This window comes from Salinirubellus litoreus (assembly GCF_037335815.1).
Taxonomy (GTDB): Archaea; Halobacteriota; Halobacteria; order Halobacteriales; family Haloarculaceae; genus Salinirubellus; species Salinirubellus litoreus.
Window position 1 is genome coordinate 2,655,957 of the sequence record NZ_CP147841.1, and the last position, 25,836, is coordinate 2,681,792.

Here is a 25,836-nt window from a genome sequence, read left to right on the forward strand (position 1 = left end):
ACGCCGCTCGACCCGTACCAGCGAGTCGAATCCTCCGGACGGCTACGATAACCCCTATCAGTGGACGCCCCTGTCGCGGACGTCCTTTCGAACCGCGAGGACGACCATCCCGAATCCGAGGAGCCCGATCCCCGTCGGCCCGAACGTCCGCGGGTTCGTCCAGTCGAAGTAGGAGTACCCCCGAAAGACGAGGTAGTCACCGTCGCGCTCGATGACGTCCGGCGGGAGGTTTGCTCGGCTCTCCAGCCGTGGGGTCCCCCCGGCCATCGCGCGATCGACGACCGCCCGCTCCCCGGGCGAGAGCGAGTCGTAGTAGCCGAGGTCGCCCTCGTACCGCGGATACCGGTCTTCGGTCTCGACGTACCGGTACTGGTAGTCCCGGTCGGCGAGGGCGAACCACCCGGCCACGCCCGCGAGCATGACGCTCACGCCGAGGAAGAGGAGGGCGAAGTGCTTCCACGAGGCGTCTATCGTCGGCCACCGGCTATTCCGTCACGCGGCTAAAGCGTTCCCCACCCTGAAACGCCGATTCGAGTCAGAAGTCCCCGAAGGTCGTCTGGCCACGCCTCGACCGACCGGGGTCGTCTCCGGCGCGGTCCGTGCCTGTCCCCGCCTCCGACCCCGGTTCGTCGGTCGAGGCTCCGGTCGACGCCCCATCCGATTCGCCGATGTAGGTCCCGAGTTTGGCCTGTTCACCGCCGAACTCCAGGTTCGACACCCTGACGCCGAGCTTTCGCACCCGGTCGTCGGCGAACTCCGAGAGGAGGTCGAGCGCCACCCGCTCGACCAGGTCCGGGTCGTCGACCGGGCCGGGGAGCGACCGCGCCCGGGTGTTGACGTCGTACGGCGGCGTGACGACCTTCACGCCGATGGTCTTGTAGAGCGCTCCCCGCGAGCGGGCCCGTTCGGCGACCGACGCCGCCAGTTCGCGTACCTTCTCCCGTTTGCGGTCGGGGTCGTCGGTCGCCTCGACGAACGCCGACTCGTTCGAGAGGCTCTTGGGGTCGCCGCGGGGTTCGACCGGTCGGTCGTCCCGGCCGCTCGCCCGCTCGTGTAGCTCCCGTCCCCGGGTACCGAACCGCTCGACCAGGATCTCCGGGTCGGTGGCGGCGAGATCCCCCGCCGTCTCGATGCCCATCTCCCCGAGTTCCCGCGCCGTGACGGGGCCGACGCCGTGGAGCGCCGCGACGTCGAGCGGTGCGAGGAACTCCCGCACCTCCCCCGGCGGGACGACCACGAGCCCGTCGGGCTTGTCGTGGTCGCTCGCGATCTTCGCGGCGCTCATGTTCGGCGCGACGCCGACGCTCGCGACCACGCCCGCCGCCGACTCGATGCGGCGCTTGAGCTCCGTGGCGAACGACCCGGCGGCACCGCCCGGTTCACCGTCGCTCGACTCCCCCCCGTCTGATTCGGCACTGCCCCACCCGACGGCGGACGTGACGTCCAGGTACGCCTCGTCGATGCTCACCTCGCGGACCGTCCCGGCGGCGTCGTGGAGCACCGCCTTCACGTCGGCCGCGACCGACTCGTAGTAGTCCATGTCGACCGGTCGGTAGTGGCCCGTCCCCTCGACGGATTCACCGGCGTCCTCCCGAGCAGGGAGGCGGTCGAGCGCCTCGGAGATGGGCATGGCCGACTCGACGCCGAACGCGCGGGCCTCGTAGGAGGCCGTCGCGACCGCGCCGTGGTCCTCGCCCTCGTCGTAGCCCATCCCGACGACGACCGGTTCGCCCTCGAGTTCCGGCTCGCGGAGCCGCTCGCACGCGGCGTAGAAGCAGTCCATGTCCACGTGACAGACGACGCGGTCGACCCGCTCGTCCGCCGTCGGGATCCCCGGGAGACGCGATCCGTCGCCGGCGCTCACGCGGTAGGGGTACCCCTCCGTCGTTCATCAAAGGTGGGGAACCGGGGCGAAAGTGAGTCCTCGAAGGATCCCCCCGGATTTCGACCGCTCGGCGACCGTGTGCCGATCGTGTGCTGGCCGTGTGTCTGTCGGATCGCGTGCGTCCCTCTGCACGCGGCTCGGAGCACCACCCCACGCTGCCCCCGGCCGTTCAGTTGCGCATCAGGTTGTCCGCGGGCTCGAACCGGTGGCCGCAGGCGGGACACTCCACCAGCGACCGCTCGTCGACGCCGGCGACGACCGGGAAGCGACCGCTCCAGCTCCAGTGGCCGCACTCGGGACACCGACGGAAGAGAGGTGGTATCATGCGAACTCGGGGATCGGAACCGGCACCGGCACCGGACCCGACGTCCGCCAACACGTACCCGTCCGAAACGTAAGGGTCTGCCGGGCGCTGTGCGGGGTGGAACCGACCTACGGCGTCCGATCGGTCGGGCTCCGGAAGCGGTCGACGGGGGCGTCGAGTCGGTCGAGATTCGCGGCCAGCGCCTCCCGGACCTCGGCGGGCGCGTCGGGGTGGACGCCCACCGCGATGCGGTCCTCGTACCGGTGTGCTTCGAGCTGCGAGCGCGCCTCGAAATGTCGGCCGTAACCGTCGGACCCCCAGGCGACGTCGTCCTCGAAGACCTTCTCGCGGAAGCCGGAGCCGTAGTTCGCCCGCGCCTTCGTGTCGAGCACGTCGAGCCGCTGGGCGACCGACGAGGGCTCCCGTCGGGTCGCCAGCAGCAGGTCAGTCACCGGGTACGAGGGGTCGGCGTCAAGGTCGGGCGCGTACCCGCCGGCCACCCGCTCCATCGAGCCGTCCTCGGCGACCTCGTGGACGACGAACCGGGGGAAGGCGTCGACGTAGAGGTGGGCCACGACCGCGGGACGCAGGCCGCCGCCGAGCGGCGGGGGCTCCCCGACGTGGACGACGGCGACGAGGCTCGACATGGTGGCCGTTCGGCGCGCGACGTCCTCAACCTTCGCCCCTCGTGACCGACGAGGTGAGGCGTCGAGTCGGGGACGAGCCGTTCGGGAGCGGCGGTACTGTGCGGGCCGAACCGCGGGGGGAAGTCCGAGGGTGTCAGTCCCCGACGTCGACCCCCTCCCAGTCCTGGTCGAGGTGCGCCCCTTCGAGCTCCTTCGCCGAGGGGGCGACGCGGACGAACTCCGCCCGGTCGCGGGCCTCGGGGATGGTGTGTCCGCCGCAGTAGGAGAGTCCCGAGCGGATGCCGGCGCAGAACTCCCGTACGACGTCGGCGAGCGGGCCCTTGTAGGGCGTGAGCGCCTCGACTCCCTCGTCGGCGGCCGGATCGGACTCCTTGTCCGAGCGACCCTCCGCGGCGGCCGTGGTCGCCATCCCGCGAGACCGCTTGTACCGCTCGCCGTCGACCTCGACGATCGGCATCGGTGCCTCGTCGGTTCCGGCGAACAGCGAGCCCATCATCACCGTATCCGCGCCGGCCATGAGGGCCTTGACCGCGTCACCCGAGTTCCTGATCCCGCCGTCTGCGACCGTCCGGACGCCGTGTGCGGCCGCGGCGTCGGTGCAGTCGTCGACCGCCGTCAGCTGGGGAACGCCCGCGCCGGCCACCTTCCGGGTCGTACAGTGCGAGCCGGGCCCGATACCCACCTTCACGCAGTCCGCGCCGGCCGCGGCGAGGTCGACGACCCCCTCGGGCGTGGCGACGTTGCCCGCCACCAGCGGAACGTCTGGGAACTCGCCGGCGACCTCGCTCACGACGTCGAGACACGCCTCCAGGTGGCCGTGTGCGATGTCGACCACCAGGCAGTCGACGCCCGCCTCGACGACCGCCTCGGCGCGCTCGACCGTCGCCTCGTCGATGCCGAGGGCGGCACCGACCCGCGCCCCCGCCTCGCTCGTCGCCCGGACCTCCTCGGCCTGCTCCTCTCTCGCGAGGAATCGGTGGATCGTCCCGAGCCCGCCCGCCTCCGAGAGCGCGATCGCGGTCTCGCGTTCGGTGACCGTGTCCATCGGTGCGGAGAGCAGCGGTACCGGGAGGGGGAGGTCGTCGGTCAGGTGCGTCGAGAGGTCGACGTCGTTCCGGGAGGTGACGCCCGAGCGCTTCGGGACGAGGAGCGCGTCCCCGTAGGAGAGCCCGGTGCGGATGTCGTCCATGCCGACCGTTCCCTATCGACTCCGTACGCATAAGTGACTCCTTTCGAGCGGGCCACACCGCGCTAGCCCCGGATCCCGGCGACCGGCGGCCGAACGGGTAAACGTCGGGGACCCGTAGGCTCGGGCGATGGCCCCCACCCTCGAACTCCCGAACGGCGAGACGGTCACCCCCGAGGACGTCTTCCTGTTCAACGGCTACCCCTACCGGTACGTCCCGAGCGACGACGACCGGTTCGCCTTCCACCTCTCGCCGCTCTACTGGGGCGGCGGCGAGATGGACGTCCCGTTCCCGGACCGCGACCACCTCGCCGAGCAGTGGGGTCCCGAGTCCCGGGGGACGCTCACGGAGGCCGAATGGGCGGACTGGCTGACCGAGGCGCGGACCGACGACCGGTTCGACGAGGAGGAGCTCGCGGCCGTCGAGCGCGAGGTGCTCGGCGGGAGCGGGATGCTCTCGGGGCTCCGCCGTCGGCTGGGTCTGTGACGCCCGGAGGGTAACCACGCGTCCCTCGAAGGCCGATCCGAGCCGGGAGAGGGACACCTCTCGGGAGGGATCAGGAGGCAGCGGTGTTCCTCGGCGGATATCCGGCGGCGGGAACGGTCCGACGTTCGTCCGGGAGGCCGCGAGGATAGAGGGACCTCAGGCGGGGATGCGCCAGCCGGCGACCACGGCGGCGAGACAGCCGAGGCCGATCACCGCCAGCCCGGGGGCGTACGATCCGGTGACGTCGAACAGCGCGCCGACCAGGAACGGCCCGAGGAACCCGCCGAGCTCGCCGACCGCGAACACCAGCCCGACGGCGGTCCCCGTCAGCGCCGGTCCGACGCCCTCCAGTTCCGGGGGGACCATCCGGACGAGCGGGGAGATGCCGCCGACGCCGACGCCGACGACGAGCGCGCCGATCACCGGGAGGACGAACGGCACGCCGGGCACCAGCAGCGTCGCGGTTCCGAGTGCGCAGGCCGCCCCGCAGACGGCGATGACACCTCCCCGCCGGCCGAACCGGTCCGAGACGGCCGGCATCGTCAGCGTGCCGGCCGCCTCGGCGACGACGAACGCGCTCGTGATGCTCGCCGCGAGCGTCGCGGTGACCCCCCGGGCCTGGAGCACCGTCGCCAGCCAGTTCTGTAGCCCGTGGACGATCATGAGGTAGACCACACCGACGACCACCAGCCAGCGCATCGCCGGCGTGCGGAACACCCGCCCGACGTCGCGTTTGAGACCCGTCACCCCGCGGACGCCCCCGTCGGCGCTCGCGTCCGGGTCCTCCGCCGGGTCGTCGGGGATCCGGAGCGCCGAGAGCGGGGTGACGTAGACGACCAGCCACCAGAGCGCGGCGTAGGCGAGCACCCCGACGCCGATGGCCCAGAACAGCGGCCGCCAGCCGCCGAGCATCGGGCCGACGACCCCACGGCCGAGACTGAACGCCGCGGCCGTCCCCGCGAACGACCCGAGCATGTAGATCGAGGAGGGCGTCCCCGACGCGTCGGTCGGGAACAGCTCGGCGACGAGCTTGGGGAGCCCGAACGTGATGGTCGTCCCGCCGATCCCGACGACGACGGTGAGCGCGAGCAGGACGCCGAACGACTCCGCGCTCGCCCGCCCGACCTGGGCCGCGCCGAACAGCACGAGGCCGATGCCGATGGCGCGGTAGGGGCCGATGCGGTCGGTGACGATCCCCGAGAACAGCGCGACGGGGACGTAGGTGAGCGGTACCGCCCCCGTGAGCAGTCCGGCCTGCGTGCTCGTCAGCCCGAGTTCGGTCACGATCTCCGCGAGGTAGGCCGCGACGGAGAACCAGACGAGCATCAGGCTCGTGTACGCGAGCGTTCCCAACCCGAGCAGGCCGTAGCGCAGTCGCGGCCGTCTCACGGGGGCCGTTCCGAGGGGGAGTGCAAGAACGCTCCGGTGGAGCGTCCGCCGTCGCCCGGTGAGCAGTCATTCCCCACCGTGTGCGGTACGTGAACTCGGTGTCCCGACGACGAGCGGCCGTCGTGGGGGCCTCTACGGGTTCGGGAGTTCGGCCGGTTCGGCCGGCTCGGCCAGCGTCTCCCGTCCGTCATCCGCCTCCCCCGGGAACAGCCGGGAACCGATCTCCGAGAGGAGGGTGTTCTCGGCCCGCTTGACGTGTTCGCCGGCCGTCGAACGGTGGACGCCGAGGCGGTCGGCGATGTCCGCGATCGTCACGCGCTCGTCCTCCCGGTAGTAGCCGAGTTCGAGCGCCGCACGGAACGCCCTGGCCTGCCCGTCGGTGAGTTCGGACCGGAGCGGCGCGTGCTGGATCGCCGCCTCGTCGGTTATCGGCCCGATGTCGACGTTGCGGACCACCGCCACGTCGTTGTCGAGCCGCTCTACCGAGTCGAGGAACTCCCGGACGGCCTCCTTGTTCCGCGTGTACACCGTCCAGTTCTCGATGCCGCCGCGGACGTCCACGGTCGGGTGTCGGAAGCAGCCCGCCTGCTCGATCAGATAGCGTATCGAGGGGTTGTCGTCGGAGTACTCGACCTCGCTGATGTAATACTCGGAGGTCGACCCGTCGTCGGAGACCTTCTCCAGACTCTCGGTCGCGGGGTGTGCCCGGAAGTCATCGACGAAGGCGTCGACGGCCGACTGTCTCCCCTCGAAACAGAGCAGTCGTTTCGCTCGACCGTTCATGGACCCGACCCGCCGGACGTTCTTGAATCGGACCGCCGGATGATCGTTCGAGACGTCCGAGACTGGACAGCCGTGATGACGGATGGCCAGTTCTGTCTCCCACATAGGCGTCCCTTGAGGTACTGTCGCAAGTATTTTTCCGATGGTCCAACTCTCTCCTGAAAATCGATGACGTGTGAGCAACTGCCGTTCATTTCGGGATGAAGTGTGGCGATATCAGTATACTTTCGACAGGTATGATGATATTGGTGGTTTAGAAGTCTACACTCGTGAACCAGATATGTCTGGGTCAACGCTTAGGGCGGATTACTCGAGACGATCATCCGCAATGAAAGATATCGAGCGAGCGGATCTCGAGGGACCGAAGATAGACCGGCGGACCGCGGTGAAACTGCTCAGTGCGGCCGGGATGGCCGGCGCGGCGGGCTGTCTCGGCGGTGGCGGCGACGGCGGTGACGGGGCGAGCGACGGCGGCGACGGTGGCGACACCGGTGACGGCGGCGATGGCGGTGACGGCGGGGATGGAGGCACCAGTACCAGCACCGAGGAGAGCGGCACCCCGGCCAGCACCGGCGGGACGCTCACCGCCGGCTGGCTCACCGACCAGATCGAGTTCCTCGACCCTCACATGGTCGACAAGGGGACCCAGATCGCGATCCACTCGAACATCTTCAACGGGCTGTTGAAGATCGACCAGGAGGGCCAGATCGTGGGCGACGCGGCCGAGGACTGGTCGCTGCCCGACGAGTCGACGTTCGTGTTCACCCTCGCCGACGGGATCACGTTCCACAACGGCGAGCCCCTCGACGCCGCGGCGGTCAAGTGGTCGCTCGAACGGCTACAGGGGATGGACACCTCGCCGCACGTCGGGAAGGTCTCGACCGTCGACGAGATCGAGGCCGACGGGCTCGAACTGACGGTCCACCTCAGCCAGCCCTACGCGCCGTTCGTCTCGTTCATGCTCCGGGGTCCCGGCCGAGCCGGGACCATCGTTCCGGAGGTCGCCGACGAGAACCCCGACGAGTTCAACCGGATGCCGATCGGGAGCGGTCCGTTCCAGATGGCCGACCGGTCCCCCGGCGAGTCGCTCACGCTGGAGGCGTACGACGACTACTGGGAGACCGACGCCGACGGCAACTCGCTGCCGTACCTCGACGGCGTCGAGATCCAGCTCATTCCCGAACCGAGTACGATGTGGTCCGCGGTCGAGGGCGGTGCGGTCCAGTACTCCAACCTCATCACCGGACAGTTCGCCCAGCAGGCACAGGGACGGGACGACATCAGGGTCGAGGCCACCAGCTCCGGCGAGTGGAACACGATCGCGCCGCTCTGTACGAACCCCGCCGAGCACACCGAGACCGTCAAGTGGATCAGCGGGTTCGACGAGGTCACCCAGCAGTGGAACGACGAGCCCCCGGCGACCTCGGACCCGCGGGTTCGCCGGGCGATCGCGAAGGCGATCGACCGCGAGGCGATCGTCGAGCGCGCGTGGTTCGGCTTCGCGGTGCCGGCTCACCTCCTGTACAACCCGGCGATCGGCTGGCTCAACGACGCCCTGGGTGGCGAGGAACCCGACGTGGGTCAGTTCTACGATCCCGAGGGCGCACGGGAACTCCTCGACGAGGCCGGCTACACCGGCGACCCGCGCCTCGAGTTCAGCATCCTCGCGCTCCCCGAGGACGAGCGCGAGCTGACGGTCGTCCAGCAGCAGCTCTCGGAGGTCGGCATCGAGATGACGCTCGACATCCAGCAGGCCTCCTCCTACTGGGACAACACCTACCGGTACGAGCAGTCCCTCGTCGCCTACGGCGGCGCGGCCGACGTCGACCCGTGGATGTCGGACTTCAAGCAGCTCGGGATGCCCGACCAGGAGACCGGCGAGGGTGCCTGGCAGCGATCGCTCTACTTCGACGAGGAGTTCTCCGAACTCCTCCACGAGGCGAACGCGTCGCCCGACCTCGAGGAGCGCGCGGGCGTCTACGAGGACGTCGTCGAGAAGTTCGTCGAGGACGCGCCGTTCGCCATGACCACCTTCCCGCTCAACCCGAAGGCGTTCGCGGGGGTCACCGGTGTCGGTGTCCAGGCGGGCCTGAGCAACTTCCACAGCGCGTCGCTGGAGGAGTAGCGTCGACGACCGCGCGCTCGACACTCGACACCCAACTATGACCAGACCCACCCCCTCGCCCGAACGGTCCCGAGCCCCCAGGAGTGCCGATAGATGGGGATGAGACGCTACCTCGCGAAGCGGCTCGTCCACTCGCTGTTCGTCGTCTTCTTCGTGGCGACCGTCGTGTTCGCCGCGGTTCGGTCGATCCCCGGCGATCCGGCCAGGCTGATGCTCGGCGGTGACGCCGACCCGGAGGCGCTCGCGGCGCTACAGGCGGAACTCGGCCTGAACGAGCCGGTGTACGTCCAGTACTTCAGGTGGCTCGGCCGGATACTCAGCGGTGACCTCGGGGATTCGATCCGGACGGGACAGTCTGTCCTCGAACTCCTGATCGACGTCGCCGAGCCCACGCTGAGCATCGCGGGGCTCGGGATGGCCATCGCCCTCGTGATCGCCATCCCGACCGGCATCATCAGCGCGGTGAAACGCTACGAGATCGAGGACTACCTCTCGACGCTCGTGGCCTTCTTCGGGATCAGCATGCCGAGCTTCTGGATCGGCATCGTCCTGATCCTCGTCGTCGGGGTGAACGTCGAGTTCCTCCCGACGTTCGGTTACACGTCGATCGAGGAGGGGGTCGTCCCGTGGCTCCAGTCGATCCTGCTCCCGTCGATCGCCGTCGGGGTGCCCTACGGGGGGATCCTGATGCGGATGATGCGGTCGTCGATGCTGGAGGTGCTGAACCAGGACTACATGCGGACCGCCCGGGCGAAGGGGCTGAACTCCAACCTGGTGCTGTTCAAACACGGGCTCCAGAACGCGCTCATCCCTGTCGTGACGCTCGCCGGCATCTTCCTCGCGGTGGTCCTCGGCGGCGTCGTCGCCGTCGAGATCGTCTTCGGGATCCGGGGGCTCGGCCGGCTGCTCATCGGATCGATCAACCGCCGCGACTTCCCCGTGATTCAGGGGACGGTGATCGTCATCTCGTTCGCATTCGTGTTCATGAACCTGATAGTCGACGTACTCTACACTATGATAAACCCGCGTATCACGTACGGCGGTGGTGAGTGACCGTGTCGACCGACGTCGGAACGGACAGCAGTCGGATCTTCGGGATCCGGAGCGACCTCGCCGAACGGTTCATCACCACGGTCAGGCGCGACCTGAAGGCGAAGATCGGCGTCGTGATCGTGGTGACGTTCGCGCTCGCGGCGATCTTCGCCCCGGAGCTCGCGCCGCACGACCCGATGGCCCAGGAGTTCGTCCCGCTCGACCCGCCGGCGCTGGCCAGCGAGACGCCGCTGGGCACCGACTCGTTCGGGCGCGACCTCCTGTCGCGGCTGATGTACGGCGCGCGGATCAGCCTCGGTATCGGGCTCGGCGCGGTGCTGTTCGGTGCCGGGCTCGGCGTGACCCTCGGGCTGGTCGCCGGGTTCTACGGCGGCTGGATCGACGACCTGCTGATGCGGAGCGTCGACGTGATGTGGGCGTTCCCGTGGCTCCTGATCGCCATCATGCTGGTGGCCGTGTTCGGACAGGGGCTCTGGAACGTGATCATCGCGGTCGGGTTCGCCTACATCGACGACTTCGCCCGGATCACCCGCGGCGAGGTGCTCTCGATACGCTCGGAGGAATACGTGCTCGCGGCCGAGAGCGTCGGGCTGAGCGACGTCGAGATCATCGTCGAGGAGGTGTTCCCGAACACGGTCGCGCCGATCATCGTCCAGTTCACGGTGCTGGTCGCGCGGGCCATGCTCGCGGAGGCGACCCTCTCGTTCCTGGGGCTCGGCGTGAAGCCCTCGACGCCGACGTGGGGGGCGCTGCTCGGCCAGGGCCGGAACTTCATCACGCAGGCGTGGTGGATCTCCATCCTGCCCGGGGTTCTCATCATGATCACCGTGCTCGGTATCAACCTCTTCGGGGACGCGCTGCGCGACGCGTTCGACGTCAGGGAGACGGATACGGAATGAACGACAACGAACCACTACTGGAGGTAGAGGACCTCCACACGACGTTCGAGACGGAGGAGGGCGAAGTGCCCGCCGTCGACGGCATCTCCTTCGCCGTCGACCGCGGCGAGGTGTTCGGCGTCGTCGGCGAGTCGGGCTCCGGCAAGTCGGTGACCGCGCTGTCGATCCTCGGGCTCCTGGACGGTGCCCGCGTCGAGGCCGACGCGATCAGGTACGACGGGGAGGACCTCCTCGGGATGTCCGACGCGGGGATGCGCCAGGTCCGCGGTAACCGCATCAGCATGATCTTCCAGGACCCGATGAGCAGCCTGAACCCGGTGATGACCATCGGCGAGCAGATCGCCGAGGTCGTCCGCCACCACGGCGAGACCGGCGAGCGGAAGGGGTTCTGGAGCGAGATGAAGCGCAAGTACGTCACCGGGACGGACGAGGGGAGCCCCTCGTGGATGCGGGCGGTCGAACTCCTCGAGACCGTGGGCATCCCCGAACCCGCCCAGCGGGCCCACGAGTACCCCCACCAGCTCTCCGGCGGGATGAAACAGCGCGTGATGATCGCCCAGGCCCTGGCCGGCGACCCCGACCTGCTCGTCGCCGACGAGCCGACCACGGCGCTCGACGTCACCATCGAGGCCCAGATCCTCAACGAACTGCTCGATCTCCGCGACGAGTTCGACCTCTCGATCATGCTCATCACCCACGACCTCGCGGTCGTCCGCGAGACCTGCGACCGGGTGGCGGTGATGTACTCGGGCGAGCTGATGGAGACGGCCGACACGGCGACGCTGTTCGATGACCCGCGACACCCCTACACTCGCGGGCTCATCAACTCGATTCCCCGGGTCGACGACGACCGCGAGTGGCTCGACGCCATCGAGGGAAACGTCCCCGAGCCCGCGAACAAGCCCACGGGCTGTCCGTTCCGGGACCGGTGTGAGGCCGCGTTCGCGCTCTGTGACCAGCCGCTCGTCGGCTACCGGGGCGAGCAGCCGGGCCACACGACCTGGTGTCACCTCTACAACGACGCCGTCGAGTACGACGGCGAGGACGCGAGGGTCCTCGATCCGGATCGCGCGCGGGAGGACATCGAGAAACACGAGGCGGAGGGGGACGTCCCCTATCGCCCGCAGTTCGGGGGTGAGTTCGCGTGAGCACCGACACGCCACGGCGGGCCGAGGAGTCACGGGAGCGGAGCGATTTCGAGGGGACGGGTTCGCCGCTGCTCGAGGCCGAGGGGCTGAAGAAGCACTTCACGGTCGAACAGGGGTTCTTCGACCGGCTCCTGGGCGAGGAACGGTTCGTCCACGCCGTCGACGGCGTCGATCTGCGGCTCGGCGAGCGGGAGACGCTCGGCGTCGTCGGCGAGTCAGGCTGTGGCAAGTCCACGCTCGGCCGGACGCTCGCGCGGCTCTACGAGCCGACCGAGGGGACCATCCGTTTCGACGGCGAGGACATCTCCGAGGCCGGCGGGAAACGACTGAAGCGGCTCCGAAAGGACGTGCAGGTCATCTTCCAGGACCCGCTCTCCTCGCTCAACCCCCGGAAGACCGCGGGCGAGATCGTCGCCAAGCCGCTCGCTGTCCACGACATCGCCAGCGGCGAGGCCCGCGAGGAGCGCGTCGCCGAACTGTTCCGCGAGGTCGGCCTCTCACCGGACGTGGCCGACCGCTACCCCCACGAGTTCTCGGGCGGACAGCGACAGCGCATCGGCATCGCGCGGGCGCTGGCGGTCGAACCCCGGCTGATCATCGCCGACGAACCGGTGAGCGCGCTCGACGTCTCGGTCCAGGCCCAGATCATCAACCTGATGAAACGCCTGCAGGACGACTACGGCCTCTCGTACGTGTTCATCGCCCACGACCTGTCGGTCGTGCGGCACGTCAGCGACCGGATCGCGGTGATGTACCTGGGGAACGTCGTCGAGGAGGGCCCGACCGATGCGATCTTCGGCGATCCACGACACCCCTACACCCGGTCGCTGCTGGCGGCCATCCCCAGCGTCGAGGGGAAGGCGGGACGGCGGACGGTCCCGCTGGAGGGGAACCCGCCGAGCCCCATCGACCCGCCGTCGGGCTGTCCGTTCCACACCCGGTGTCCGGAGTACATCGGCGGCGAGTGTGAGGCCGAGACGCCGCCGCTGGCTCCCGTCGACGGCGACGAGACCGACGGGTCCGACGAGGCCCACCTGGCGGCCTGCCACTGGAACGACCGCGATCCCGTCGAGCGGCGTCAGCAGAGCCCCTACGACGGTGAGACACCGGGCCGGTAGCGACGAGCGTCCGGTCGCTCTACGTGCTCTACTCGCTCGGATCGTCGGCGTCGGTATCGTCCATCCGGTGAGCGTGAACACCGCGCCGAAGTGGTTCCCAGGTCAACGGGAGTTCACGACGGGTGTCGGGACGATGGCGTCGCGGGGGCGCGGCGCTCGGGCTCCGAGGACCGCCGACGAGCGGTGATCCGACCGGAGGTACCACGGTCACGTCGGGCGAGGCTGCCCGGCGACTCTACTCGCCGACGGCGTCGAGGTATACGTCGATGAGTTCGCTCTTCAGGTGCCCCCCGTGGAGGTGGACCCGGAGCCCGTTCCGGTCCTCGCAGTCGAACCCACAGAGCGGACAGTCGAACGCGGTCAACCGCCTCATATCCCTTCGTACCGCCGGAGCGAGCATAACTCTGTCCCGGGATCCTCCTCGCGCGGTCGCCGGCCGGCACTCGTTCCTCCGGCCGCCGCCCTATCGCCCTGCCCACGCACCTGCACCGCCCGCTCGGCAGTGGCCCGTCGGTCTGCGGTGGGACACACCCTCGCTACCCACCGTTCGGATGACCGTTCGCGAGAGGGACGTGACCTCCCGCCGAACGTGTTCGGGTGGATCTCGAATCATCGCTATCTGATACTTCAGATCCCCATATAATCAAAATGTAGTATTGTTTTAATTGAATCACGAATACACTAAGAGAAAAGCTTAATAAATACCCTCTTAATGGACTTTCCAGTGAAAGGCGACCGAAAGTGGGTCGACACGGCTCGGACGGCGGTCCGGACGTCGGGACCACGACCTGCCTACCGTTCCACGGGGTCAGATAGACCTATCAGGAATATGATTGCATCGCTGCGAGGTACGCCCCGCCACGTCGTGAGGGCTGGCGGATCACGTACTTCAAGACTACGCTTCCGACCGGCCTCGCCCGCTCGCGTGCCACCGGGCGTACTGGCCACTCGTGACCGACGAGACGGGCCACACGGTCGGTAACTGCGCGCCGGTCGGACGGCACCGTACATCGACTCCACGACCAGTGACATCACCGGGCCGAGAGCGCGGTCTCCCCGTGGGAGTCCTCACTCGTGGTCCATCCGGTTCGACGGCGGCGAACGCGTCGAGCCCATCCCGTTGGAGCAACGTGGTTCGACTCCACGTCGGGACCTCTGATGAGTGCAGAATCAGAAGGCGGGAGTGATCGTATCGAGACCCTGGAACAGCGCGTCGCCGAGCTGGAGTCGACCCTCGAGGAGAGGGGCAGCAGTTCGACCCGTCGGCGGGTCCTCGGTGGACTGGCCGGCGCGGGGATCCTCGGTATGGGAAGCGCTAGCGCGTCGGCTCAGCCGAACACCGGCTCCGCCCGGTCGGCCGGGGGCGCATCGAGCGCCGAGGATCTGGACGAGTCGACGTCATCCCTCGGTATCCAGGACGATCCGAGGGGGACAGCTATCGTCGGCTCGCACAATCCGAATATGCCGGCCAAGGGTCTGTCCTCCAGGATAGAGAGGGCGCTCTCGAACGGCATCCGGAACATCGACGTCCGCGGCGCGTGGACGATGGGGAGCGGGCTCGAAATCTCGTCGGCGAAGTACGCGCCCCACCCGATCAACCTGGACTGTACCGGTGCGACCATCACCTATCGCGGGTCCGGCTGGTGCATCACGAACGACAATTCGAACAACTTCCGCCCTCAGAACAGAGGTGGCATCCTCAGACTCCACGGAGGTCTGTGGAGAGGGAGGGGTAAGCCCCGTGGATGGTTCCGTGGCGTCGACGTCTCCCACAACGAGATCTGTCCGACGATGGTTCGATCCTTCAAGGGGGGCTCGTTCAGGGTCCTTCGACCGGAGGTAAACAAGAATCGGGGGTTCGGATCAGGCCTCTCGGCCACGCGGCGGGTCGGAACTGCAGCTATCCAGCTCGAGGAGGGCGGGATGAACATGAAACGAAAGCGGTGGACCGGTGGAGGCTGGTGTGAAAGTAACAGAATCGGCGGCAAGTTCATGGGGGTCGACACGGGTGTTCGGGGGGTCGCCTCACGAGGGAACTCGTTCCAGGGGAACTTCATCGACCGGATCGGTCTCGGTGACGTCGAGAACTACGGTCTCGATCTCTCGGGGAACTGGATGGAGTGCAAGTTCGACAAGATAGAGATGACCACGTCATCCGAGGGGGCGGCCGTCTTTCGCCACAATGGGAACATGGGCGGCAGCGTGATCACCGCTCCGGAGGTCGAGGACGCGGCGTCCAACCTCAACAACTACTCCTACGTCGAGATCGGGCCGTTCGCCACGGAAGGCCCCCAGACCATCGGCGGGTTCTGGACGAGTCCGTCGAACCAGACCTTCATCAAAGACCCGTTCGCCGGGGGGAACAAACAGCCACCCTGGGGTCACTTCGCCAGCCGGATGATCGACGGGGCGTTCTACTTCGAGCGTTACTCTCGGAACGGGTCACAGCGGTTCGGCCTCACGTCGAACGGCTTCGAGTTCAGCACGTCCAACAACGCCCGCAACTGGAACACCCAGTTCAGGATCGGCAACTCGGGGAACACACAGCGGTGAACGGCCGGCCGTGAGACCTCCGGATCGTAACACCGGACTCGACCGGACATCGCCCGTATCACGGTGACGGTTCGGGGCACAGTCGGTGCCCCACCCTGACGACGGACAGCGGTTGAACGGATCGGACGTAGACGCCGACGGCTCTCCTCGACGAGATCGTTACAGGAGGGACGGATCACACTCCGACCCTCGCAGTCGAACCCGGGGAACGGGCGATCGAACACGTTCGACTGCCCCGTATCTCCTGGCACCTCGGGGAGGGGGCTCCTCCCCGGGAGCTTCCCGCGTTCGTCGCTCGACCGGTGTCGGACGGGACTCGACCGAGACTGCCGGGGCCCGAGACCGGCTCAGAAGGGGAACTCGAAGCCCGCGTTCAGCATGAACCCGCTGTAGGGTGCTCCGGGAAACAGCGGCGAGTTGACCTTCTCCCACCTGTGGACCGGGTCCTGAATCCCCTTTCGGACCCCCAGGGTGTTGATCCCCGCGCCGAGGTTGAGCCTGATCCCGCTGGGGCGGTGCCGAAACCCGGCGTGAGCGCGAGCTCACCTCTGTCGAGCTCGGGGTGGCGAATGAGTGCCGGATCGTACACGGGGAGTTCGTCGCGACTCGTGCCGTACTGGAGACCGGCCGGTGTTCAGTTCCATGCTCGCACCCACCTGTTCGAGGAAGACGTCCCCGAACAGTTCCGGGCCCAGTCGTGCTTCGCGAGGTCGACGTTCAGATCGAGTGCGGCCGTCAGCCCGTGGTCCGTCCCGCCACTCCACGGGGTCGGGAGGGGGCCGGTGTCGATCCCGGCGAGCGAGAGGAAGTTGTGGTCGTTCCGGTAGATCGTCTCGAGCGTCCCGAGCTGTAGCCTGAGCCGTCCGATGTTCTGCGTTTCGACGTCGCCCAGTTCGCCCGTCGCGCCGACGGTGTTCTGTCCGACCTCCAGGGCGAAGTGATCGCCGCGAGATAGCTCGAGTCCCGAGTGGCGCTCGAAGCGACTGCCGCTCGTCGGCCGACCGAACACGTACCTCGGTCCGAGACCGATCTCCGTCTCGGTCTTCGACGCGAGGTAGTCGTTGTACTCCGTCCGGGAACTCCCTCGGATGGCCGTCCCGATCCGGTCGGGTCGATCCCCCCGTAGCTGACCTGTCTGAGGTCCTCTAAACAGAGGAACGACCGGACCGCCGACTCGACTTCCGGACCGAACGGACCGTTGCTGCTCGCTTCCTCCGGCGGAACCGACAGCCCGAACGGGTCCGGTCCCGGTTCCGATCCTGTCTCCGATTCTCGGCGTGTGTGACTCGGAACCTGCTTCGAGACGCCCGGTGCGGTAACGCGGTGCGATATGCGGGTCCGTGGCTCGAAGGAGTAACGGGAGGTAGATCGATCGGTCTCACGAGCGGGCACCCGTCGAGAGGCCGGTGCCGGATGACTCGTGTGAGCATCACGTCGGATACACCCCTGCGGGGCCGTGAGCGAACGGTACTCCGACCACGACATCCCGGGGGGAGCACGCCCCGGGAACGAGTTCCGATCCCGCGGTCGTATGACTGACGAAGCACCAGCACGGAGGATCCGGTATGGCGCAAGCCGAACCGACGACCGTGACCGGCGAACAGGTCCTCCTACTGGATTCCGGCGGCGGGGTCTGCCGGCCGATCCTAGGGTTTCCAATCGATCGTGGGCTCGTGACCGGGGCGTCCGGCGACGGGAAGCGTGATGGTGTCGGGGTCGAGAAACCCCCGGACCGGATATCTCTACGACCCTTCGCCGACAGCGACGGGGAACGCCGGTGGCACGAGAGAGCCGACGAGACGCTCGACGCCGGTGCGGACGGGACATGTGATCGTCAGGCCGAACCCGAACGCGCCGCGAAACCCACCTCCCTCGTGCTCGGAACCCCTGGGGTCGTCCGACAGGCCCAGCAGCGCCCAGTGGCCGACTTCGACGTGAACGCGGTGGCGGACGACAGGGGACGCAACCGGCGGCCGGAGCGGCCCGAAGCGATCCCGGAGGGGCTCTGAGGATGGCGGACAGCGTTCCCGCGCGACTGGGGTTGCATCGCTTCCATCCCTGGAGCTGGGTCGCCGGCGCGCTCGTCGGCGCGAACCTGACCGACCTTCTGTACAGCCCCAACGCGGTGACCCTGGTGATCCTCGTCGCCGCCGTGGGATGGACGCTCTACCTCTGGTACAGCGACCGCCGGGAATCGTCGTCGGAAGGGATCGCCGACACCTGAGAGGAGCGCCGGGCCACGGTTGCCCGGAACCGCCAAGACTACCGCCCCCGCGAGACTGCTCACCGTAGGACGGCGACGGGTCCGAACCCCTGGGGGATTTCAGATCCGGAGTAGATGGATCCCGATCTGGTATCGGGGCCGCGTTCACCTTCGGTATCCGAGCGCGGTGGCGCGGTGTCGTCTACGAGTTTCGGGTTCGAAGAAGCGTCGGGATGGGGACGGAGGGATTTGAACCCCCGATCGACTGATATCTCCGGCGTGCGCCTCGGTTCTCCAGAGGGTCGTCAACGCGGCGCGGTGATCAGCCGGCCGCTCGGTATATCAGTCTGGAGTCTCGTCACCGGGCGCGTGACCTCTGGAGTCAGTCGCCATGCCTGGCTTGGCCACGTCCCCTCGCACTGCGGTAGCCCCGAGTCCTGTAAAGGGGTTTCGGTTCCCCTACCGAGCCGTACAAGCCGTCCGGGGCCCGAACGACGACATGGCCGGCGACCGCACCGACGCGCCCGAGGGGGCCGTCTCGCTCACCGTCCGCGACGGCGACGGGGAGACCACCATCGACGTCGAACCGGGCCGGAACCTCCGGGCGGTCCTCCTGGAGCACGGCTTCGACGTGTACGGACGCGTCTCGCGACACGCGAACTGCGGCGGGCGAGGGCTCTGTGGGACCTGCGGAGTCCGGATCGAGGACGGTCCCGAGCCAGCCCACTGGCACGACCGTGCGGCGGCGCGGTGGGGTTACCCCCGACTCTCGTGTCAGGTGACAGTCAAGTGGGGTATGACCGTCGAACTCGTCGAGAAGGTCGTCTGGGGGCAACTCCGTCCCCGGCCGTAGCTCCGCTTCTCAGCACGCGGGAACGAGAGCGTCCGTATATCCGCCCGCGAGACCACACTCCCGGTGGTGAACGAGCATGGGAACGGGAACGTCCTCCGGGGGGTCGAAAGGTGAAGAAACGCTCGTCGACCTCTCCCCGCTACCCTACGGGGCGGGAGCGGTCGCGGGCGTCTGTGCGGTCCTGTTCGGCTACCTGGTGACGGTGTTGCTGACCGCGACGCGGGCGCTCGACGCGATCGGCGGGGCCGCCCCGACGGGCGGCCTCGCGGGCCTGACCGGCTGGAAAGCGGTCGGGTGGCTGTTCTACGGCGCTCACGGCGTCGCGGTACGGTTCTCGACGACCGCCGGGGTCACGAGCGTCGACTTCGTCGGGACGAGCGGTGGATCGCTCGTGTTCCTCTACGTCGTGCCGCCGGCCACACTCCTCCTCGCGGGCGGTCTCACCGCGGCTCGGGCCGGCGCGAGGCGACCGAAGCGGGCGGCCGCGTCCGGCGCGACCGTCGTGGTCGGCTACGCCGTCGCGCTGCTCGCGGGGAGCGTCCTCCTCGGCGCGACGTTCGACGGGGCGACCGCGACCCCCGGTCTCCCCCTCTTCTCGGCGGTGGGGTACCCGCTCGTCTTCGGCGCGATGGGCGGCGTCGCGGCCGCAGCGCTCTCGACGCCGTCCGCCGCCGAGCGGGCGAACGGGACGAGCGAGTCGTCCGACGGCTGAGCCGGGTCGTCGGCCACGGATCGGGTTCCGGGTGGACACACCCGTAGAGGAGTCGTGAGCCCGGAGCCCGGAGCCCGAAGACCGGGAACCCGAGTCTTCGCCGACCGGTGACCGGCCCGTCCGTCGTCGCTCAGTCGTGCGTGAGCACGTCGAGGACCGTCGGTCCGGCCTCGGCGACGGCTTCGGTGACGGCCACCTCGATTCCCTCGGGGTCCTCGATCAGTCGGCCGGACGCCCCGTGGCTCTCGGCGTTGGCGGGAATGTCGACCGGCGGGTCGAAGTCCATCCCGACGAAGTCGTAGTCGTCCTCCTCGCCCCCGAACAGCCGGAGGGTGTTGTCCTTCAGGATGCGGTAGTTCCGGTTGTCCGGGACGACCACCGTGAGGTCGACGTCGTACCGCGCGGCGGTGTAGAGCGACTGCGGGTAGTAGAGGTACGACCCGTCGCCGACGAGCGCGAGGACGTCGTGCGGATCGGGGCTCTCGCGCTCGGCGATGGCCGTCCCGATGGCTGCCGGGAGGCCGTACCCGAGCCCACCCCCTCGATTCGCCGTGTACTGACCGGGTTCGAACTCCCAGGTCTCGCGTAGCGCGCCGGCGCTCGTCGGTGCCTCCGCGACGACGAGCGCGTCGGGAGCGGCGGCGTGCATCGCCGTCGCGAGCTGCTCGTCGGACGCCCGCGGGTCCGACGTGTTCCCGCCCTCCCCCGTGTCGGCCTCGCGTTCCAGTCGCTCCCTCGTCCGCTCGACGGCCTCGGTTCGCGGCTCGCGCTCCTCAGTCGAGATGCGCTCTTCCAGGCGGTCGGCGAGCCGATCCATCACCGATCCGGGGTCGCCGAGGAGCGCGATATCGGCGACGTGGTTCTTCCCGAGCTCCCAGGCGTGGTTCGAGACGTGGACGGTCGTGGCGCTCGATGGGACGTGTTCGAGCTCCGGCGGGTTCGTCGTGGTGTTCGAGACCACGCCGACGAAGACCACTGTATCAGAATTGAGTAGTTCGGCCGCCAGTTCCTGATCGCGGGGCAGCCGGCCGAACCAGGCGTCGTGACCGGCGGGGAAGGCGACCTCGCTCGCCTTGAACTCCCCGTGGGCCCGCATCCCGCCGGCGTCGGCGAGTCGACCCGCGGCCGCCACCGCGTCCGGGCCCGTGCGGGCGACGAGGTCGCCCACGACGAGCACGGGCTCGTCGGCCGACGCGATCTCCGCCGCGGCCCGATCGATCGCCGCCGAGTCGCCCTCGCCGGCGTTCGGTATCGACCCGAGCCGCTCGGGTTCGGCGTCCGTCTCGGCGGTCATCACGTCGAACGGGAGCGAGAGGAACACCGGTCCCGTCGGTGGTGTCAGCGCGACGCGGAACGCCCGGCGGAGCATCGTCGGCAGCGCGTTCACGTTCGTCACCTCCGCGCTCCACTTCGTGAACTGGTCGGCCATCGCCACGAGGTCGGCCCCGAGGTTGGGCTCGTGGTACGCGTGGTCGGTCGGGTGCTGGCCCGCGGTGACGACCAGCGGCGCGCCCGTTCCCACCAGGCTGGAGTCGAAGACGTTCCCGAGCCCGTGTGCGACCCCGGGGCCGATGTGGAGGTTGACGACCCCCGCAGGGTTCACGTCGGGAGCGTCGTGGGCGTGCTGTGCTCGTCTCTTGGCGTACCCCGCGGCCATCCCCACCGCGACGTCCTCGTGGACGGCCAGCACGTACTCGAGGTCACTTCCCCCGAGCGTGTTCATGATCGGGAGCTCCGTGGTCCCCGGGTTCCCGAACAGGTGCGATACGCCGTAACGCTCCAGGGCCCCGGTGAACAGGTCCGCGCCAGTCTGTGGCATGCACCGGAGTCGGTAGCCCTCCGTTTATCGCTTTCGTCGGCACGCGCGACCGTTGGACGACGATCGGTGATGCTCCTCGTCGAGCAGGCCCCGAAACGGGAGGGTCACGATCGGTACGGGCCGTCGCAGGGATGGTTGGCTCCAGTTACCCGGATATCTCCCGAAAGGTGTCGTTCCCGCACTTGCACCTCCCGTCGGTTCCGGCGGGGTGGAGCGCCCCCGCGTTCGACCCGTAGACCGCGTAGATACTCCCGCACTCGATGCACCGACCGAACGAGTCCGGACGGACCGCTTCGTTCTCGCTGTTCTGTACGTGTATCCGGTATCCGACGTCCGTGGACGCCTCGCGCCCGTGGGGAGGCACGGGAGCCCACCGGAACGGCAGACCTCCTCGGGGCTGTGCGACGCCATCCGATCGGCCTCGATACGCATCCCCGGGGCCGCCGTGAGGGCGTGCTCCACGAACGATCCGGTCGGGATGCGGAAATCGCCGACGACACTCATACGAGGAGCAGGACGCCCGAGCGAATCAGTCCGGGGACGGCCGCCCGCTCACTCGCCCCTGTCGGTCTCCTTCCAGCTACACTCCTGGCACTTGTACCCCGTGACGAACTCCGTCACCGAGGGCATGTACCCCACGCTGATGACGTCCCCGCCACACTCCGGACACTCGCGGTCCGTGTCCTCGATACCCTCGGTGTCCATCACCGGCTCCCCTTCGATGAGTTCGGCGAGTTTCTTGGGCGTGACCATCCGGCCCTCGACGACGCGGTTGTCGGCCATACCGCCGCTGGGACGGGGACGGTGTTATGGCTGTCCTTGCGTCCCTACAGCCACGGCGCTCGGTCACCGTCGGAGATGCCCGGGCTCCCGCCCGAGTCCTCGTCGTCGGGCTCGTCGGTCGCCGCCCCGACGGGCCGGGGTTCGGGTTCCCGTTCCTCGCCCTCGACGTCGGGGTCCGCGTCCGGGTCGTCCCGATCGCCGCCGTCGGCGACCGGCCCGGCCGTCTCCTCGGGGTCGATCGGGTCGCCCCGGCCGTCCGGGTCGAACGCGAGCAGCGAGGTGATGGCGAGTACCGCCAGTGCGATGGGCGCGTCGATGGGCCCGAGGATCGAGAACGGGAGCACCCCGAGCGCGACGGCGCTCCCGAATCGGAACCGGTCGATGTCGACCGCGCCGCGGAGCCAGGGGCCGAAGACGGCCACCGAGAGAGCGAACCCGACGCCGACGCCCGCGGCGGCGACCCCACGCGCGACCAGCATCGGGTCGGCGACGAACGTGACGGTGACGTTCGAGAGGTCGAGGCTGGCGACGAGACCGAGCAGGATCACGGTGCCCGGACTCGGGAGGTACTCGCCGATGGTGGCGCTGGCGGTCTTCGCGGCGACGGCCAGGATGACCAGCGCGGCGAACCGCGTGAAGATCTCCATGCGGAGCATCGACTCGATGGTCGGCGCGACGGCCGCTTCGAGCGCCGCGAGGCCGAGCAACGGGATCCCCACCAGCAGGACACCCTGAACCTGCTCGCGGCGGGTCCCCTCCATCTCGGCGAGGACGACCGCGAGGGTCGCGCTGCCGCCAAATATCAGGAGTCCCACCTCGAGGATACCGAGCGCCGAGTCGACGGCTCCTGCGAGCAAGAGTGCGGGGAAGATGCCGTCGATCAGCGGGAGGGCCATGACGGTCGCGAGGAGCTTCGTCCCGTCACCGACGTGTGACTCGAGACGGAGCGCGACCGGGTGGCGCGAGACGCTCATCCGTCAGGCTCGTTGGCCGTACCCCGTGGCCGACGGGTGGGATGCGGCGCGACACCTGCCGTCCCCGCAGTCGGCCGCGCGGGCCGACCGGTAGGCGCGGACGAAGACGGACCGGCGATAGCCGTCGCCGGCGAGGTGTCGAGAGCCCGCGAACTCCGAGCCGAATGTATCCCCGTCCCAGGTCGCGAATGTAAACGTCTCGCCGGCAGGGTCGCTCGGCTCCCCGGCGATACGCGGCGCGATGGGACTGTCGGAGTCCATACCCGAACCAAGAGTTGATTTAATCATAAGCGTTGTGTGAGTCTCGTTTCCACGCGTCGACCTTCGAGCGTACGGAACCCCCACACGGCGACCTGAAGGCCGGGCTGACGCCCCTCTGCGCGGGGCGATGTACAGGTGTACACGCTATTGGGTGCAGTTGACGGGTACGGTACGGTACGGCACGGTACGGTACGGTCGCGCGGTCCGATTCCATCTCGCTACCTCCGGCGGCGTCACGCCAGCGGTTCACACGCCCCCGGAGGCTCGCAACGTTTTTCCCACAGCCTGCCGGACGGTTTACATGGCGAAGGACCCCCGTCCCTTTTCATCGAAGCTGGAGGTTCCGGAGGCGCTGACGTTCGACGACGTGCTCCTGCGACCCAAGGAGAGCCGCGTCGAACCGGACGACGCCGACACGGCGACGCGCGTCTCGACGAACGTCGAGCTGAACGTCCCCGTCCTCTCGGCGGCGATGGACACCGTGACCGAGGCGGAACTGGCCATCGAGATGGCCCGCCTCGGCGGTATCGGGGTGCTCCACCGGAACATGACCGTCGAGGAGACGGCCGAGCAGGTAGAGCGCGTCAAGCGCGCGGACGAACTCGTCATCCGCGACGTCGTCACCGCCTCGCCCGGCCAGACCGTCCGCGAGGTCGACGAGATGATGGGTCGCGAGGGCGTCTCCGGCGCGCCCGTCGTCGACGAGGACGGGACCGTCCTCGGCATCATCTCGGGGACCGACATCCGCCCGTACCTGGAGGTCTCGGACCGCGACGAGGTACGGGACGCGATGACGAGCGAGGTCATCACCGCTCCGGAGGGCGTCACCGCCCGCGAGGCGCTCGAACTCATGTACGAGCACAAGATCGAGCGCGTCCCCATCGTCGACGAGGACGAGCGGCTCGTCGGCCTCGTCACGATGCAGGGCATCCTCGCCCGCCGGGAGTACGACGCCGCCGCCCGCGACGAGGAGGGGGCACTGCGGGTCGGTGTCGCCGTCGGGCCGTTCGAGGCCGACCGCGCGCAGGCGGCCGACGAGGCCGACGCGGACGTCCTGTTCATCGACTGCGCCCACGCGCACAACCGGAACGTCGTTGACTCCGCTCGAACGATCAAGGAGGAGGTCGACGCGGACGTCGTCGTCGGGAATGTCGGCACGCGCGAGGCCGCCGAGGCGGTCGTCGACTTCGCCGACGGCGTGAAGGTGGGTATCGGCCCCGGGTCGATCTGTACGACACGAGTCGTCACCGGCGCGGGGATGCCCCAGATCACCGCCGTCTCGGAGGTCGCCGACGTCGCCGGCCCGGAGGGCGTGCCCGTGATCGCCGACGGCGGTATCCGCTACTCCGGCGACGCGATCAAGGCGGTCGCCGCCGGTGCCGACGCGGTCATGCTCGGGTCGTACTTCGCGGGCACCAAGGAGGCCCCGGGGAGGGTGATCACGATGAACGGCAAGCGCTACAAGCAGTACCGCGGGATGGGCTCGGTGGGCGCGATGCAGTCCGGCGGCGGCGACCGTTACCTCAAGGAGGAACAGGAGGACGAGGAGTTCGTCCCCGAGGGTGTGGAGGCCGCCACACCCTACAAGGGCCCCCTCGAATCCGAACTCCACCAGCTCGTCGGCGGGATGCAGTCCGGGATGGGCTACGTCGGCGCGGCCACGATACCGGAGTTCAAACAGCGTTCGGAGTTCGTTCGCGTCTCCTCGGCCGGCCAGACCGAGGGTCACCCCCACGACGTCGTCATCACCGACGAGGCACCGAACTACAAGCCGAACGAGTAGACGCCCGGTCCCCGGCCTATCCGGACCCCCGGCGCGGATCCGGGTGTAACTCCTACTCCTCGTCCCGCCGGGTGGCCCCCCCGTCGGACTCGACGAACCGCTCGGTGCCCTTCCTGACGAGCGCGGGGAACCGCCGTGAGAGGTAGAGACCTACTCTCGTCTGCCAGTCGGCCGTGATCACCGTCCCGGTCGATTCGATCCGCTCGGCGAGCTTTCGCCCCACGTCCGCCGGGTCGCGCATCAGGTACGACGGGTAGCCGATCTCCGCCGCGGACCGGGTGTTCATCAGCGGCGGGTGCATCAGCGTACACCAGACGTCCTCGTGCCGGAGTTCGAGCCGAAGGGAGCGGACGAGTGCCTCTATCGCCCCCTTCGTGGAGGCGTACCCGGAGAGCCCCGGGTGGCCGACGAGCCCGGCACCCGAGCTCACGTTGTGGACGATGCCCTCGTTCCGGGCACGCATGTGCGGGAGGACGGCCCGGAGCGTCCGGACGTACCCGAAGTAGTTCACCTCGAACTCCCGGCGGGTGTCCTCGACCGTCCGCTCCTCGAACGGGGCGAACTCGAACACCGAGGCGTTGTTGACGAGGACGTCGATCCGGTCCCACCGGTCGAGGACTCCTTCGATCGCCGCCTCGACTTCCTCGTCGCCCGTCACGTCACAGTCGTGGAAGCGAATCCGGTCGGGGTGACGCTCCTGGAGCGGCCGGAGCTGGTCCCCCTCGACGTCCAGCCCCGCGACGCGGTAGCCGCTCCGGAGGAGCGCGAGCAGCAGGTGGTAGCCGAGCCCTCCGTTCGCGCCGGTGACCACGACGACTCGTCCATCCTCGGAAGCACTCATGCGAGACGGACGACCCGCGGCCACATTACC

At 68.7% G+C, this 25,836-nt stretch carries 27 protein-coding genes and 1 tRNA gene; 12 read left to right on the forward strand and 16 right to left on the reverse strand.

What is annotated here, in order from left to right:
* Positions 1-57 precede the first annotated feature (57 nt).
* The 5 genes from WDJ58_RS13270 to WDJ58_RS13290 form a co-directional block, all read right to left on the reverse strand.
* On the reverse strand, positions 58-420 hold the full coding sequence (locus WDJ58_RS13270; protein WP_338913750.1) for a hypothetical protein: 363 nt from the start codon (positions 418-420) through the stop codon (positions 58-60).
* A gap of 115 nt (positions 421-535) precedes the next feature.
* Positions 536-1,864: a DNA polymerase IV gene (gene dinB, locus WDJ58_RS13275; protein ID WP_380660850.1), complete on the reverse strand. Its 1,329-nt coding sequence runs from the start codon at positions 1,862-1,864 to the stop codon at positions 536-538.
* A 190-nt stretch (positions 1,865-2,054) separates the two neighbouring features.
* Positions 2,055-2,210 carry a hypothetical protein gene (locus WDJ58_RS13280; RefSeq protein WP_338913751.1) on the reverse strand — a complete coding sequence of 52 codons (156 nt, stop codon included), beginning with the start codon at positions 2,208-2,210 and terminating at the stop codon, positions 2,055-2,057.
* Between the two features lie 107 nt (positions 2,211-2,317).
* A complete protein-coding gene (locus tag WDJ58_RS13285; RefSeq protein WP_338913752.1) occupies positions 2,318-2,836 on the reverse strand; it encodes a hypothetical protein in 519 nt (172 codons plus the stop codon).
* Positions 2,837-2,969: 133 nt separating this feature from the next.
* Positions 2,970-4,025 carry a guanosine monophosphate reductase gene (locus tag WDJ58_RS13290; RefSeq protein ID WP_338913753.1) on the reverse strand — a complete coding sequence of 352 codons (1,056 nt, stop codon included), beginning with the start codon at positions 4,023-4,025 and terminating at the stop codon, positions 2,970-2,972.
* A gap of 127 nt (positions 4,026-4,152) precedes the next feature.
* Between WDJ58_RS13290 and WDJ58_RS13295 the strand changes: the two genes are divergently transcribed.
* Positions 4,153-4,509 carry a hypothetical protein gene (locus WDJ58_RS13295; protein WP_338913754.1) on the forward strand — a complete coding sequence of 119 codons (357 nt, stop codon included), beginning with the start codon at positions 4,153-4,155 and terminating at the stop codon, positions 4,507-4,509.
* 156 nt (positions 4,510-4,665) lie between these two features.
* Here WDJ58_RS13295 and WDJ58_RS13300 read toward each other — a convergent pair whose 3' ends face one another.
* Together WDJ58_RS13300 and WDJ58_RS13305 are read right to left on the reverse strand one after the other, a co-directional pair.
* A complete protein-coding gene (locus WDJ58_RS13300) occupies positions 4,666-5,898 on the reverse strand; it encodes a CynX/NimT family MFS transporter (RefSeq protein ID WP_338913755.1) in 1,233 nt (410 codons plus the stop codon).
* Positions 5,899-6,030: 132 nt separating this feature from the next.
* Positions 6,031-6,786 (reverse strand): helix-turn-helix domain-containing protein, encoded by a 756-nt coding sequence (locus WDJ58_RS13305; protein WP_338913756.1) that lies wholly within the window; start codon positions 6,784-6,786, stop codon positions 6,031-6,033.
* A 223-nt stretch (positions 6,787-7,009) separates the two neighbouring features.
* Between WDJ58_RS13305 and WDJ58_RS13310 the strand changes: the two genes are divergently transcribed.
* The 5 genes from WDJ58_RS13310 to WDJ58_RS13330 all read left to right on the forward strand — a co-directional run bounded on the left by WDJ58_RS13310 (position 7,010) and on the right by WDJ58_RS13330 (position 13,024).
* Positions 7,010-8,806: an ABC transporter substrate-binding protein gene (locus WDJ58_RS13310; protein ID WP_338913757.1), complete on the forward strand. Its 1,797-nt coding sequence runs from the start codon at positions 7,010-7,012 to the stop codon at positions 8,804-8,806.
* Positions 8,807-8,899: 93 nt separating this feature from the next.
* The gene (locus WDJ58_RS13315; protein ID WP_338913758.1) at positions 8,900-9,859 is read left to right on the forward strand and encodes an ABC transporter permease; all 960 of its coding nucleotides are present in this window, start codon (positions 8,900-8,902) and stop codon (positions 9,857-9,859) included.
* A 2-nt stretch (positions 9,860-9,861) separates the two neighbouring features.
* Entirely contained in the window at positions 9,862-10,758 is an 897-nt protein-coding gene (locus WDJ58_RS13320; protein WP_338913759.1) for an ABC transporter permease, read from the forward strand.
* Positions 10,755-11,906: an ABC transporter ATP-binding protein gene (locus WDJ58_RS13325; protein ID WP_338913760.1), complete on the forward strand. Its 1,152-nt coding sequence runs from the start codon at positions 10,755-10,757 to the stop codon at positions 11,904-11,906. Before WDJ58_RS13320 ends, WDJ58_RS13325 begins: the two co-directional genes overlap by 4 nt.
* Positions 11,903-13,024: an ABC transporter ATP-binding protein gene (locus WDJ58_RS13330; RefSeq protein ID WP_338913761.1), complete on the forward strand. Its 1,122-nt coding sequence runs from the start codon at positions 11,903-11,905 to the stop codon at positions 13,022-13,024. The genes WDJ58_RS13325 and WDJ58_RS13330 overlap by 4 nt, the downstream gene beginning before the upstream one ends.
* Positions 13,025-13,259: 235 nt before the next feature.
* Here the strand turns inward: WDJ58_RS13330 and WDJ58_RS13340 are convergent, their stop codons facing one another.
* Complete coding sequence (locus WDJ58_RS13340; RefSeq protein ID WP_338913763.1) at positions 13,260-13,397, reverse strand: hypothetical protein; 138 nt, start codon at positions 13,395-13,397, stop codon at positions 13,260-13,262.
* 785 nt (positions 13,398-14,182) lie between these two features.
* Between WDJ58_RS13340 and WDJ58_RS13345 the strand changes: the two genes are divergently transcribed.
* The gene (locus WDJ58_RS13345; protein WP_338913764.1) at positions 14,183-15,577 is read left to right on the forward strand and encodes a hypothetical protein; all 1,395 of its coding nucleotides are present in this window, start codon (positions 14,183-14,185) and stop codon (positions 15,575-15,577) included.
* A gap of 634 nt (positions 15,578-16,211) precedes the next feature.
* Here WDJ58_RS13345 and WDJ58_RS13350 read toward each other — a convergent pair.
* Positions 16,212-16,586 carry a hypothetical protein gene (locus tag WDJ58_RS13350; protein ID WP_338913765.1) on the reverse strand — a complete coding sequence of 125 codons (375 nt, stop codon included), beginning with the start codon at positions 16,584-16,586 and terminating at the stop codon, positions 16,212-16,214.
* A gap of 556 nt (positions 16,587-17,142) precedes the next feature.
* Between WDJ58_RS13350 and WDJ58_RS13355 the strand changes: the two genes are divergently transcribed.
* Positions 17,143-17,586 carry a hypothetical protein gene (locus WDJ58_RS13355; RefSeq protein WP_338913766.1) on the forward strand — a complete coding sequence of 148 codons (444 nt, stop codon included), beginning with the start codon at positions 17,143-17,145 and terminating at the stop codon, positions 17,584-17,586.
* Positions 17,587-17,588: 2 nt separating this feature from the next.
* Positions 17,589-17,801 (forward strand): hypothetical protein, encoded by a 213-nt coding sequence (locus WDJ58_RS13360; RefSeq protein ID WP_338913767.1) that lies wholly within the window; start codon positions 17,589-17,591, stop codon positions 17,799-17,801.
* Positions 17,802-18,014: 213 nt separating this feature from the next.
* Here WDJ58_RS13360 and WDJ58_RS13365 read toward each other — a convergent pair.
* A tRNA-Trp gene (locus WDJ58_RS13365) sits at positions 18,015-18,194 on the reverse strand.
* 85 nt (positions 18,195-18,279) lie between these two features.
* On the opposite strand from WDJ58_RS13365, the gene WDJ58_RS13370 reads away from it, so the two are divergent.
* Together WDJ58_RS13370 and WDJ58_RS13375 are read left to right on the forward strand one after the other, a co-directional pair.
* Positions 18,280-18,633: a 2Fe-2S iron-sulfur cluster-binding protein gene (locus WDJ58_RS13370; protein ID WP_338913768.1), complete on the forward strand. Its 354-nt coding sequence runs from the start codon at positions 18,280-18,282 to the stop codon at positions 18,631-18,633.
* A 76-nt stretch (positions 18,634-18,709) separates the two neighbouring features.
* Positions 18,710-19,345: a hypothetical protein gene (locus tag WDJ58_RS13375; RefSeq protein WP_338913769.1), complete on the forward strand. Its 636-nt coding sequence runs from the start codon at positions 18,710-18,712 to the stop codon at positions 19,343-19,345.
* A gap of 130 nt (positions 19,346-19,475) precedes the next feature.
* On the opposite strand, the gene WDJ58_RS13380 is transcribed toward WDJ58_RS13375, so the two are convergent.
* From WDJ58_RS13380 to WDJ58_RS13400, 5 genes are all read right to left on the reverse strand, one after another.
* Positions 19,476-21,164: a thiamine pyrophosphate-binding protein gene (locus WDJ58_RS13380; RefSeq protein ID WP_338913770.1), complete on the reverse strand. Its 1,689-nt coding sequence runs from the start codon at positions 21,162-21,164 to the stop codon at positions 19,476-19,478.
* A gap of 145 nt (positions 21,165-21,309) precedes the next feature.
* Complete coding sequence (locus WDJ58_RS13385; RefSeq protein ID WP_338913771.1) at positions 21,310-21,528, reverse strand: hypothetical protein; 219 nt, start codon at positions 21,526-21,528, stop codon at positions 21,310-21,312.
* A gap of 188 nt (positions 21,529-21,716) precedes the next feature.
* On the reverse strand, positions 21,717-21,947 hold the full coding sequence (locus WDJ58_RS13390; RefSeq protein WP_338913772.1) for a DUF5795 family protein: 231 nt from the start codon (positions 21,945-21,947) through the stop codon (positions 21,717-21,719).
* Positions 21,948-21,991: 44 nt separating this feature from the next.
* Entirely contained in the window at positions 21,992-22,921 is a 930-nt protein-coding gene (locus tag WDJ58_RS13395) for a DUF5794 domain-containing protein (RefSeq protein ID WP_338913773.1), read from the reverse strand.
* A 3-nt stretch (positions 22,922-22,924) separates the two neighbouring features.
* On the reverse strand, positions 22,925-23,182 hold the full coding sequence (locus WDJ58_RS13400) for a hypothetical protein (RefSeq protein ID WP_338913774.1): 258 nt from the start codon (positions 23,180-23,182) through the stop codon (positions 22,925-22,927).
* A gap of 301 nt (positions 23,183-23,483) precedes the next feature.
* Between WDJ58_RS13400 and guaB the strand changes: the two genes are divergently transcribed.
* Complete coding sequence (guaB, locus tag WDJ58_RS13405) at positions 23,484-24,965, forward strand: IMP dehydrogenase (protein ID WP_338913775.1); 1,482 nt, start codon at positions 23,484-23,486, stop codon at positions 24,963-24,965.
* A gap of 52 nt (positions 24,966-25,017) precedes the next feature.
* Here the strand turns inward: guaB and WDJ58_RS13410 are convergent, their stop codons facing one another.
* Entirely contained in the window at positions 25,018-25,806 is a 789-nt protein-coding gene (locus WDJ58_RS13410; RefSeq protein ID WP_338913776.1) for an SDR family NAD(P)-dependent oxidoreductase, read from the reverse strand.
* Positions 25,807-25,836: the final 30 nt, after the last annotated feature.